Source organism: Corallococcus llansteffanensis (genome assembly GCF_003612055.1).
Lineage (GTDB): Bacteria > Myxococcota > Myxococcia > Myxococcales > Myxococcaceae > Corallococcus > Corallococcus llansteffanensis.
Window position 1 is genome coordinate 1 of record NZ_RAWB01000330.1, and the last position, 11,330, is coordinate 11,330.

Genomic DNA, 11,330 nt, shown 5'->3' on the forward strand with positions numbered 1-11,330 from the left:
GGGGGCGGCGGGGCCGGGAGCGTGGCGGGAGTCGTGGCCTCGGCGGGGATGACGCCCGTCGTGTCCGGCGGCGACTCCAGGCCCTGCTGGACGCCCTGGACGGCCTGGGCGTGGGCATCGGCCAGTTGCTTCGTCGCCTCCGTCCCGGCGGTGGCCGCGGGGGCCGTCCTGGGTGTTGCGTCGGTGCGGCCCGTATCGACGGGCGCGTCGGTCTGGATGGGAGGCGGCTTCGCGACGGTGGCGGGGCCTCCCGGGCCCCCGGAGGCCGGGCGGATCGTGATGCGCACCTCGCCGCGTCCCGACAGCGTGCTCCGGGCCGTGTCGATCCGCGCGGCCTCGTCCATGCCTCCGGGCGCCGTTCCCGTAGGCGCGGGCTGTGGCTCCGGTGTGGCCTCTTCGCCCCCGGTGCCCGGCGTGTCGACGGTCGTGTCCAGGTCGCCGTGCAGCGGTGACGTGCTTCCCCCGAGCCCGGTGCCAGACGTGTCCAGGTCCCCGAGTGGCGACGTGCCTGCCCCCAGCCCCGCGTCGGCCGTGCTCGCGGAAGGGGTGCTGTCGGTCCGGGCCCGGTCCTCGGCCAGGCGCGCGGCGGTGTCCGCGATCTCCTCCGTGGAGCCGGGAGGAAGGACGGCGCTCCGTGACTTCGCGCGCTGGCGGTCTGCTTCCTCCTGTTCGGCGACGGTGGTGGGCTGCGAGGCACCGTCGGCCTCCGCGAGCCCGGTGTGGGCCGTGGGAGCCCGCCCGGTGATGCCCGCCTCCGCTTCGATGGCGTCCGGTGTGGAGAGCAGCCCCACCGTGGGGGGATGGAAGGGGCACGGGTCGAAGAGGTGGGAGCGCGGCCCGCCCATCGTCCGCCAGGCCGGGTCGCTCACGCGGCGCTCCAGGTCGCGCGCCGTGTCGCGCAGCACCTGTCCGGAGACCCCGGGGCCCGCGCCCTTCAGCGAGGCGAGGCGGGACGCCAGCTCCCGCGCGGGATTGGACGATGCGGGTCCCCGGGGGACGACACCGGCATTGCGCGGGAGGGCCGACGAGGACGAGGGGCTCCGTCCGGAGGTCTTCCGGTGCGCGTGCTGGGTCGAAGCCTTCGAGCCCTGTTCCCGGATGCGCACGGTCCCCCCCGTACCATCAGTGAAAAGGACGCTAGGTCATCTCCACGTCGAGGACCAGGGAGGCCCGGATGGGATGTCCATGACTGCTCCAGAAGCGATGGAGCAGGTCGAAGTCATAACTCTCCTGGACACGAGGGGTGACCTTCCGGCCATCCAGCTCATGCGGCAGGCCGCGGGTGAGCAGCCCATGGAGCACGCCGAGCAGCTCGTGTTCCTCCTCGGCGCGGTTGGACCACGCGGAGACGATGAGGCCCAGGCGCAGCGCACCGTTCTGCGTGACGGCCAGCCGGTAGAGGGCGAGCGACACCGCGGGCCGCTTTCCCGCGAGCGCCTCGCGTGTGGGCGACCCGTGGAGGATGTGGATCTCCTTGAGGAAGTGTTGGCGAAGCTGCGTGTCCAGTGCCTCCTGGAACACCTCGGCCACGCGGCGCAGGCGGGTGCCCGAGTCGCCGGGGCTCTCCGCCTCCGCGCGGCGGGACAGCCGGCCCAGCTCGTACAGCTCCAGCGCGACGGCGCGCTCCAGGTGTTCCTGGCACAACGGAGCCCCGGCCTGTTCGGCCAGGAAGATGCCCTTGAGGGCCGCGTTGCGGATGTCGCCGCCCGCCAGCCGGTGACGCTGGGCGAGCCCCGCCAGGTCGAGCGTCCCCACCCGGGGCACGCCGTCCGGAAGCATCAGCTCCCAGATGCGGCGGCGCTCGTCGACCTCGGGGAAGGGGAACTCGATGCGCGCGTGGAAGCGGCGCAGGAAGGCTTCGTCGATGGCCGTCTGGAGGTTGGTGGCCAGGATGATCAGGCCGTCGTGGCGCTCGATGCGCTGGAGCAGGAAGCCGACCTCCAGGTTGGCGAAGCGATCATTCGCGTTGCTGACCTCGGTGCGCGCGGAGAAGAGTGAATCCGCCTCATCGAAGAACAGCACCGCGCCGACGCGCTCGCCCTGGGTGAGCACCTCGTCGATGTTCTTCTCCGTCTCGCCCACGTACTTGCTGACGAGCCGGGACAGGTCGATGACGTAGAGCGGCCGGCCCACCGCGTGCGCGATGACCTCCGCGGCCAGTGTCTTGCCCGTGCCCGAGCGTCCGGAGAACAGGGCCACCGGACCGGTGTGCAGCCGGAACCGTTGCAGCAGGCCGCGCTCCTCGGCGACGCGGTCGCGCTGGGCCACGTAGAACAGCAGGCGCTCCAGCGCTTCGCGGGTGGTGTCACGCACCACGAGGTCCGCGAACGTCCGCGACGTCTCCAGCCGGTAGCCATGGCGCAGCGGCACCTGGACCCACCGTGCGGCGGCGGCGCGGAGGGCGTCGGCATCACCTCCGGGCGCCGCGTCGAAGACCCGGCGGACCTCCTGCAACCCACCCCGGAAGCTGGACGCCAGCCGTCCCGCGTCCGCCTCTTCCAGCGCGAGCCCCCGCGCCAGCGCCTCCTGCCGCCACAGTGCGCGCCGCTGGGTGAAGCCCAGGGCCGGAGCCTCGTGGTGGGGAACAGCGACGGGCTGCGCGGAGTCACACAGCGCCAGGGCCCGCCCCCCGAACTGCTGACACAGGCGCGACAGGGTGTCGGTGACCAAGAGGGCGACGCCGCGCTCGCACCCGGCGAGGTCCACGGCCAGCAGCGCTCCACGCACCGCTGCCATGCGCCACAGCGCCCGCGCCGCGGACGTCTGCTCCAGCGCCCCGGCCCACCGCGCGACGACCAGGGGCACACCCGCGTCGGCGGCGATGCTCAGCGCCACGCCCAGCCGTTCCCCCTCGCCGTGCACCACCGCGAACGAACCCGAAGGGCCGCGCTCCGGCGGACGCAGGGGCTCCGCGCCGTGCCACTCCAGGGCCATGTCGCCCAGGACGGAGGGGCGGGGCAGCTCCAGCAGCGCGTCGCGAACCTCCGGCGCCAGGTCCACGGGCCGCAGCATGGGAGGAAAGGCCCCCAGGCCCGTCTGCAACAGCCCCCCGCCGGCGAGCAGCCCGCTCTCCGTCAGCGACGCCAGCAGTCGCTGCAAGCGGGTCGGGGTGCGGCCGAGGACGGTGACGAGCAACCGCTCCACGTTCCAGCCCTGGGCGGTGTCGTCCTGGAGCACGGCGAACAGGCGCGGGTAGCGCGGCTCCAGGTGCGCCGCGAGGAGCAGCAGCAGCGCCTCTTCCTCCACGGGCTCCAGCCGCAGCGACGCCCGGAGGCGCGCGAAGGGAAGGGGAGGCGTGCTCCCCAGCAGCGGGGCCTCCGGAAGCGACGCGGAGAAGGCCAGCTCCGCGGTAGGGGTCCGCACCGTGGTGCGAACGGCGTCCCAGCCGCCCTCCTCCTCACCCCGGAGCTTCGAGGCGCGCGCCTCCTCCAGGTGGCAGACCTGGAGGAGCAACGTGTCCAGCCGCCCCAGCGTCTCCGCCCACGACGGTTCTGTCACATGCCACCCCCCGGCGGAGCATAGGAGGGGGCGCCAGCGCGCGAGAACACCCCGGGCCGGGGACTGTCATCCACGCGGAAGCGTGCCAGGGCGCTGCTACTGCGTTGGTATTCCGCCAATGGATTGGAGGAACTGCTGACCGGGTGGCGGTGTGGGTGGTAGAGACCGGCCCATGACTCAGGGTGGTCCCGAAGGGGTGACGGCCCTCGACTTCCGGGAGGCGATGTCCCGGTGGGCGAGCGGTGTGGCGGTGGTCTCGGTGCGCGACGCGGAAGGGGTCGCGGCGACGACGGTCAGCTCCTTCAGCTCCCTCTCCCTGGATCCGCCCCTGGTGGTGGTGGCCCTCCAGCAGATCTCCCGGACGCTGAAGCGGGTGGAGGCCGCCGGACGCTTCAGCGTGAGCGTGTTGTCCACCACCCAACGCGACATCTCCGTCCGGTGCTCGAAGGGCGACTCGGAAGGGCTCGCGTTCAGCGAGGAGGCCTTCGTCCAGGACAGCCTGGCCTCCCTGTCCTGCTCTCTGTTGGATGTGCACCGTTACGGCGATCACCTCTTGCTGGTGGGCCGCGTGGTCGGCATCCAGCGGGGTGCGGACGGTGAGCCGCTGGTCTATTGGAACCGGGGGTATCGCGCGGTGACGGCGCACCCGGATCCAGCACCCGCGCGGAAGTAGCGAACGAAAACCGCAGTTCACAGCACCACGAAAGGACGTACCCGATGGCGTTCACGTTGCCCGAGCTTCCGTACAAGAAGGACGCGCTGGCCCCGCACATCAGCGCGGAGACGCTGGAGTACCACCACGGCAAGCACCACAACGCCTACGTGACGAACCTGAACAAGTTCATCGCGGGCAAGCCGGAGGAGAGCAAGTCGCTCATCGACATCATCCAGAGCAGCGACGGAGGCGTGTTCAACAACGCCGCCCAGGTGTGGAACCACACCTTCTACTGGCACTGCATGGCGCCCAACGGCGGCGGCGAGCCCCGGGGCGACCTGGCGGACGCCATCAAGCGCGACTTCGGCTCTTTCGAGAAGTTCAAGGAGGAGTTCTCCAACGCCGCCGCGACGCAGTTCGGCTCCGGCTGGGCGTGGCTGGTGGAGGAGAAGGGCAAGCTCGCCATCGCGAAGACGGGCAACGCGGACCTGCCGATGAAGCACGGCCAGAAGGCGCTGCTCACCATCGACGTCTGGGAGCACGCCTACTATATCGACTACCGGAACCTGCGCCCCAAGTACATCGAGACGTTCCTCACGAGCCTGGTGAACTGGGACTTCGTGACCCAGAACCTCAAGAGCGCGGAAGTCTTCAAGGGCGACCGCTAGGCGCACAGCAGCACGGAGAACCGCGCGGCCCGGTCGGCACGGTCCGGTGTGGCGCGGTTCTCAGCAGGCCGGTGCGTCAGGGAGTCCCTGCACGGGCGAGGGAAGGCTCCTCCCGCAGGTACAACCGTGAGAGCGCCTCGCTGTAGCTGTAGGCATACGCGCTCCCATCCGCTGAAAGCGTCAGCGTCATGATGGAGACGAGGCCCGGTTTGTTTCCGCGTGCCGGCACCGTCAGGTGCGGGACGCTCGCCCCGGTGCGCACGTCGACCCGGGAGACCTGCACGGGGAGCGAGACGCTGCGCAGGTAGAGGGTGTCGCCGTTCGCGTTCCAGCCGACCACCTGCTGGCCGGGGAACCGTCCGGGCACCTGACGGACGTCCTCTCCGGTGGTGGAGATGAGCTGGAGACTGCCGGTCGCGTCGACCGCCGCGAGCCTCGCGCCATCGGGTGCGATGGCGGCGTTGAAGCCCGTGCCTTCCGCCGTGAGGGGGCGAGGCGCTCCCGCCCCCGGCTCGAAGACCCAGTGTCGGGCAGGACGCCCGCCCTCGCTGGCCCGCAGGAGCAACCGCTTCCCATCCGGGAACCAGCGCGCGGACAGCAGCACGGTCACCGGCGCGAGGGACACCGCGCGGGGTTCTCCGGCGCCGGTGGGGAGCAGGAAGAACTCCGTCTGGGCCCCATACCGCGCCGTCAGCACCTGCCTGCCATCCGGGGAGAGGGCCATCGGGATGCCGTCTCCGAGCCGGATGGGCGGCGCGCCGTCGGTGCTCCGCAGGTACGCGCCATAGGTCGGCCCCTCCGTCTGACCGCCCTCGGTGAAGAGCACCGTCCGGCCGTCGCGCGACAGGTCCGTCATGAACGACGCGTCCGCCCAGGTCAGGTCCCGCTCCTCTCCCGCGCGCCCGAACGCAAGCCCCGTCCGAATGACCGGGTGGTCAACCAGCACGGAGCCATCGTCCGCGATGTCATGCAGCACCATCCGCCCGGCGATGCGATCCACGAGCCGTGTCTTCCCCTCCAGGTCGACCGCGTACAGCGCGGAGTCCGCGTCGATGCGGGAGGCGGTGAACCACACCTCGTTGCCATCAGGAGCCCACGCGAGGCCCCGGATGCTCGACCAGTCCGCGGACAGCACTCGCGGAGGGCCGCTCTTCTCCAGCACCCACACGTCGCCGCGGTCGTCCTTCGGATGCGCATGGAACAGGAACGCGATCCGCGCTCCGTCGGGAGACACCCGCGCGTGGCTGATCCACCCCTGGGATTCGAAGCGCACCGTCCCTGGAGGCTGTTCCAGGCGGAAGCTTTCGCCCACCCGCCGCACCACCGCCAGGGGGCCCCCGCTGCGTCCCCAGTCGGCCTCCAGCACACCCTCGAGCACGGCACGCGGTGCACCTCCCGCCAGCGGCATCAGCCCGAGCGTCCCGCTGCCATGCTCGGCGTCGAAGAACCGGGGCTCCAGCAGCACCGCCAGCTCACCCCGGGGCGATGCGGCGAGCACGTCCGCGGGCTGGCCCAGCGGCTGCGACAGGGGCCGCTCGGTGCGTGCGCTGTAGAGCTCCGCGCGTCCGCCCTCCCACGCCGCGCCGTAGAACAGCGTGTGTCCGTCCGCGGAGAAGCGGGCGTTGAGCACGTGGCCCTGGCGGAAGGTGACAGGACGGTACGTCGGGCGCTCGGCTTTGTGGGGTGGGGGCGCGGGGTCCCCGGTCGACGCGAGCAGCACCCCGGCTCCGAACAGCACGACGACCGCCGCGACGGCGAGCAGGGCCGCGTTTAGGAGCGAGGGACGCCGCACGGTGGCGCGGGTGGCGATGCCCTCCAGGGCGAAGGCCAGGTCCTGCGCGGACTGGAACCTGTCCGCGGGTGCCTTCGCCAGACAGCGTGCGAGGACCGTCCCCAGCTCGCCCGGCAGCGACGGCGGGTCATCGCGGAGCGCGGCGCTCATCCGCTCCACCGGGCTGTCGCCGCCGAAGGGAGCGCGGCCACTCACAGCCTCGTAGAGCACCGCGCCCAACGCGAACACATCCGCGCGCGCGTCCACGGGCTGCCCGCGAACCTGCTCGGGCGCCATGTACCCCGCGGTGCCCACCACCGCGCCGCTCTGGGTCGCCACGGCGTCCACGCGGTGCTCGGTGAGCCGCGCGAGCCCGAAGTCGAGGATCCGTCCATTCCCGTTCGCGCAGAGGAAGAGGTTCGCGGGCTTGAGGTCGCGGTGGATGACCCCGCGCGCGTGCGCGGCGGCCAGCCCGTGCGCGAACTGGATGCCCAGCCGCAACGCCTGCTGCAGCGGCAGCGGGCCGAGCAGCAGCCGTTCCCGCAGCGTGACGCCCTCCAGCCACTCGGTGATCAGATAGGGCACGCCCTCGTGGGTCCCCACGTCGAACACCGTGAGCAGGTTCGGGTGGGACAGGGCCCCCACCGCGCGCGCCTCCTGACGGAAGCGGGCCAGGCGCTCGGCATCCTGGACGAACCGCGCCGGAAGCGCCTTCAGCGCCACGTCCCGCCCGAGCCGTCCATCGTGCGCCCGGTACACGTCGCCCATCGCGCCGCTGGCGGCGTGTCCGACCACCGTGTACGGGCCCACCTGCTCACCCTTGATGAAGGGACGCGGAGGAGGCTCCGCCGAGTCCTTCAGTCGCCCCTCCTCGTGCCAGGCGCCGGTGACCACGGCGAGCAGCTCGCCGCAGGCGCCACACCCCGACAGGTGGGACTCGATGAGCGCCCGTTGCCCCGGGCGCAGCCGGCCCTCCACGAAGGTGAGCACTGTTTCCTCGGTGAGGCATCCCGTCATGGCGGTGGAGGATGCTAGCGGTTGCAACCCTCAGGGCAGAAGGGGGGCCTGCGGCACCACCACCCGGTGCACGCGGAACGGGAGGGAAGGGACGCCCGGGGCGCCGAAGAAGAAGCCGAGCTGGGCCTCCAGCACCCAGGCCCCGTCATCGGTGAGCGCGGCGGTGGTCGGCTCCCCGAATCCATTGGCGATGACCTCCTTCGTCCCCGAGCCTCCGGAGTGGGTCACCACGGAGACCCGGCCGGGCGTGTTCTCCACCACCAGCAGCCGCTGCGCATCCAGCCACTCCAACCCGTCCGGCGCCTCGAGCGCCGGCTCCACCGGGATCGTCACCGGAGCCCCCGCGCTCCCATCCGCCTGGATGGCGATGGAGAACAGCGTCCCCGTGTCGCTCTTCACGACGTAGAGCGTGCCCGCTCCGTCGTAAGCGATGCCATTGAGGGTGAAGTCCCCCTCGACGACGGGCGCGAACGCCTCATCCTCTGCCCACGTCGTCAGCTCGTTGCCACCCACCGCCAGCCGGACGACGGTGTTCGCGAGCGTGTCGGTCGCGTACACGTTGCCCGCGGCGTCGAGGGCGATGTCGTTGCAGAAGCCACTGGAGCCGGGGAGGGGATGGCTCGCCTTCAGCTCCCCGGTGGCGAGCCCGTACGCGGCGAGGTGCGAGGGCTGCGCGGGAGGCAGGGTGTCGTCATAGGTGCAGGCCCAGAGCGTGCCGTGCGCCTCGTCCACCGCGAGGCCATAGATGCCGAACGCGGGGCGCCCCGGCACGAAGACGTGGGCCCCCAGCTCTCCCGGCCGCGCGCGGGCGATGGCGCCCGTGCCCACGCTCCCGACGTAGAGCGTGCCGTCCGAGGAGGACGCGATGCCCTCCGGATAGAAGTCCTCGCCGGGCAGCTGGACCTCCGCCCGGGCCGACTCCTCCGGAGGCGGCTCACAGGCGGAGACGGCGGTGACGAGCGTGAGCAGGGACAGCCAACGGGTGGAGCGCATGGGGTTCTCCTCGGTGCGGCGTTGAGGGAGGGCCCCGGAAGGGGGCCTCCTGACGCACTGACACCGGCCGGAAAAACCTTTGCAGCGAAAGTTCAGCCGCCCGTCTTGAGCAGGCGCGTCAGGCTGAGGTCGACCTGGCCCACCACCAGGGCGGCGATGCTGTCCACCGACGCCGGGCCCACCCCCAGCCGCTGGCAGAGCTGCTGGGTGGTGGCTTCGGCCACCTGCTCACGGGCACGGCTGAGCCAGCGCGAGACGGTGGACAGGTGCACGCGGTAGAGCGCCGCGATGGCGTCCAGGGACAGCGCCTCCACGTGGTACAGGCGCAGCAGCGTGCGGTCCCGGTCCGTGAGCTGTCCCAGGGAGGCGCGCACGGCCTCCGCGAAGGCCTCGCGGTAGCGCGAGCGCAGGTGCTGGAGCTCCGGCCCCAGGTCCTCCTCGAGCACCGCTTCGACCGACTCCCGCGCCGCGGAGTCCGCCCGCGCCTCGGAGCGCTTGAGGTTGAGGGCGATCCGCAGCGCCGCCACGCGCACCCACCCGCCCAGCGCGCCGCTGCCCGTGAACTCCGCGATCTTCGGCTCGGACCCGGCGGATGCCGCGAACAGCCTCTCGCGCAGCAACTGCCGCACCTCGTCCACGAACGCAGGCGAGCGGTCCACGCCGGAGACGAACGCGCCCACCTCGCGCAGATAGGTGTCCTCGAACCGCTGGAGCGCGACGCGGTGATGCCGCAGGCACCCGAAGGCCAGGTACAGCTCATCGATGGAGGACGTGGCCCCCAGCGCCTCCGGAACGGAGGCACCGGGAGGCAGCCGCTCCGCGACGAAGGCGACGAACGCCTCCGGTTCGAGCGCGATGCCGGGCCAGCGCGAGCGCGCGTGTTCGACCGCCGCGGTGAGCAGGGACTCGAGTTGCTCCAACGCTGGAGCCGGGACGTGCTCCTCATCCAGGGCTGCGATGAACGCGGAGGCCAGCGGAGTGCTCGGGGCGGTCACGGGCAAAACGCTACCACCGTCCCTGGCGGAGGCCGTCGCCCGGGCAATGGCACCCGGGGGCTTCGCCTTGCTCCGGGATTCGGTCAATGTAGCGACATGGACTTAAAGCAAGCCCGCATCCCGAGGCCGTCCGGCCGTGGAGGTCCTCGCGTGGTGGCGGGAGGCACCTTGTGGAAGACCAGCACCTCCCGCTTCCTGCTGATGCTGACGGCCATCAGCCTTCCGATCACCGTCGCCATCTCGGGAGCGTTCGGGGCGTGGCTGTTCCGGCCGGACTTCAGCGTCACGGTCTTCTGGATCTCGATGGTCGCGGTGGGCTTCATCGTCGGGATGATCACCCTGCTGTCGCTGCTCGTCCGGGTGGAAGCGCCCGGCTCCACCTACCTCAAGCTCCCGTTGCAGCACATCCAGGTCCTGGAGAACGGGGCCACGCTGCGCGATGCGAGCGGCGAGCTCCTGGGTGACCTGTCCGCGGGCACGCTCAAGCTGGTGCGCACCAACCTGCGGCATGGGAAGGGGCTGGCCGGAGCGGTGGCGCTCGAACACGCGGGCGGTACGACCTGGGTCGTGCCGTATCATCTGCTCGGCGCGTGGTCGGGAATCCGGGGCGTGGAACACACCGCACAAGCGCACCGCATCGAGGATCCGCTGTTCGACGCGCTGTTGAACCTCGCGGAGTAGCGCCCCGCGCTCCAGGACCCGCAAGGAGTCACGGAGCACGAGGCTCCGGGGTCAGGCCTGCGGCGCGATGGTCTTGGTGATGACGCCTTCGAGGCGGGCCTTGGGGACCGCGCCGACGATCTGCTCCACCACCTTGCCGCCCTTGAACATCAGCAGCGTCGGAAGCGAGCGGATGCCGAACTCCTGGGACGTGTCCTGGTTGGCGTCCACATCGAGCTTGGCGACCTTCACCTGGCCCTTGTAGCGAGACGCCAGCTCCGCGAGGGCAGGAGCAATGGCCCGGCAAGGCGCGCACCAGGCGGCCGTGAAATCCACCAGCACCGGAAGGTCTGACTCCAAGACCTCCTTCTTGAAGTTGGAATCCCCGATATCCAGCACATCCGTGCCTGCCATGTTCTCTCCTGGTGCCTTCCGCGCCCCGTGACGCATGCGCCCGGGGCGACCTCATCCTGATCCGGAACCTAAGGGGCTCGCGTCGAAAAAGCACGGTCTTGGAAGATCGCGGACCCCACCAGTGTCGGCGAGTGTAAGACGCCGCTACGGGTGGCGCGGGAGCAGCGAGCGCAGGGGCTGCTCCGGCCGGGCGGGCAGGTCTTCCAGCAGGGCCTTGAACTCCTCCAGCAGCCGGGTGATGGCCCCGGCGTCATGGCGGCTTCGGTAGTAGGAGAGGACCAGCTGCAGCTCCGCGCCGGGGATGACCTCGACGCGCAGGGGGAACTCGGTCTGCGCGACGTCGAAGTTCTCGCGGGCGAGCGGATGCTTGCCCACCCAGCCCTTCCCCACCTCGAGCAGCGCCGGGTCCACCGGGTAGTTCTCGAACACGATGATGCTCTCGAAGGGGAGGGCGTCCGGGGACAGGCCCGCGAGCTGCTGGAGGCGGGGCAGGGGCGTGTACTCGTGCTGACGCGCATCGACCTGCTCACGGAGACGGAGAAGCTGGTGGTGCGGGTGGCCTCCGTGGTGGGCCGCATCTTCACGCTGGAGGCGGTGGCCGCGCTGGCGCCCGGCTCGGTGTCCCCGGAGCGGATTCGGGAGGCCATCTACACGCTTAC

At 71.3% G+C, this 11,330-nt stretch carries 10 protein-coding genes; 3 read left to right on the forward strand and 7 right to left on the reverse strand.

Features of this window, described 5'->3' with window-relative positions:
- Together D7V93_RS26790 and D7V93_RS26795 are read right to left on the reverse strand one after the other, a co-directional pair.
- On the reverse strand, positions 1–1,106 hold a 1,106-nt coding region (locus D7V93_RS26790), incomplete at its 3' end, for a hypothetical protein (protein ID WP_147451341.1).
- Positions 1,107–1,137: 31 nt separating this feature from the next.
- Entirely contained in the window at positions 1,138–3,498 is a 2,361-nt protein-coding gene (locus D7V93_RS26795; protein WP_120646099.1) for an AAA family ATPase, read from the reverse strand.
- 172 nt (positions 3,499–3,670) lie between these two features.
- On the opposite strand from D7V93_RS26795, the gene D7V93_RS26800 reads away from it, so the two are divergent.
- Positions 3,671–4,171: a flavin reductase family protein gene (locus D7V93_RS26800; RefSeq protein WP_120646100.1), complete on the forward strand. Its 501-nt coding sequence runs from the start codon at positions 3,671–3,673 to the stop codon at positions 4,169–4,171.
- Between the two features lie 44 nt (positions 4,172–4,215).
- Positions 4,216–4,821 (forward strand): superoxide dismutase, encoded by a 606-nt coding sequence (locus D7V93_RS26805; RefSeq protein ID WP_120646101.1) that lies wholly within the window; start codon positions 4,216–4,218, stop codon positions 4,819–4,821.
- A gap of 76 nt (positions 4,822–4,897) precedes the next feature.
- Here D7V93_RS26805 and D7V93_RS26810 read toward each other — a convergent pair whose 3' ends face one another.
- From D7V93_RS26810 to D7V93_RS26820, 3 genes are all read right to left on the reverse strand, one after another.
- Positions 4,898–7,609 carry a protein kinase domain-containing protein gene (locus tag D7V93_RS26810; RefSeq protein WP_120646102.1) on the reverse strand — a complete coding sequence of 904 codons (2,712 nt, stop codon included), beginning with the start codon at positions 7,607–7,609 and terminating at the stop codon, positions 4,898–4,900.
- 30 nt (positions 7,610–7,639) lie between these two features.
- A complete protein-coding gene (locus D7V93_RS26815) occupies positions 7,640–8,602 on the reverse strand; it encodes an SMP-30/gluconolactonase/LRE family protein (RefSeq protein WP_120646103.1) in 963 nt (320 codons plus the stop codon).
- Positions 8,603–8,694: 92 nt separating this feature from the next.
- Positions 8,695–9,597 (reverse strand): sigma-70 family RNA polymerase sigma factor, encoded by a 903-nt coding sequence (locus tag D7V93_RS26820; RefSeq protein ID WP_158623866.1) that lies wholly within the window; start codon positions 9,595–9,597, stop codon positions 8,695–8,697.
- A 153-nt stretch (positions 9,598–9,750) separates the two neighbouring features.
- Here D7V93_RS26820 and D7V93_RS26825 point away from each other — a divergent pair, with 153 nt between their 5' ends.
- Entirely contained in the window at positions 9,751–10,278 is a 528-nt protein-coding gene (locus D7V93_RS26825; RefSeq protein ID WP_158623867.1) for a hypothetical protein, read from the forward strand.
- 51 nt (positions 10,279–10,329) lie between these two features.
- On the opposite strand, the gene trxA is transcribed toward D7V93_RS26825, so the two are convergent.
- Both trxA and D7V93_RS44535 read right to left on the reverse strand, forming a co-directional pair.
- A complete protein-coding gene (gene trxA, locus D7V93_RS26830; RefSeq protein WP_120646106.1) occupies positions 10,330–10,671 on the reverse strand; it encodes a thioredoxin in 342 nt (113 codons plus the stop codon).
- Positions 10,672–10,815: 144 nt separating this feature from the next.
- On the reverse strand, positions 10,816–11,163 hold the full coding sequence (locus tag D7V93_RS44535; RefSeq protein WP_244237526.1) for a condensation domain-containing protein: 348 nt from the start codon (positions 11,161–11,163) through the stop codon (positions 10,816–10,818).
- Between the last annotated feature and the right edge of the window lie 167 nt (positions 11,164–11,330).

Bases quoted from the DNA above. Each gene is read 5' to 3' on its own strand.
- D7V93_RS26805 (WP_120646101.1), top strand. From the start codon at position 4,216: ATGGCGTTCACGTTGCCCGAGCTTCCGTACAAGAAGGACGCGCTGGCC.
- D7V93_RS26810 (WP_120646102.1), bottom strand. From the start codon at position 7,609: ATGACGGGATGCCTCACCGAGGAAACAGTGCTCACCTTCGTGGAGGGC.
- trxA (WP_120646106.1), bottom strand. From the start codon at position 10,671: ATGGCAGGCACGGATGTGCTGGATATCGGGGATTCCAACTTCAAGAAG.
- D7V93_RS26815 (WP_120646103.1), bottom strand. From the start codon at position 8,602: ATGCGCTCCACCCGTTGGCTGTCCCTGCTCACGCTCGTCACCGCCGTC.
- D7V93_RS26800 (WP_120646100.1), top strand. From the start codon at position 3,671: ATGACTCAGGGTGGTCCCGAAGGGGTGACGGCCCTCGACTTCCGGGAG.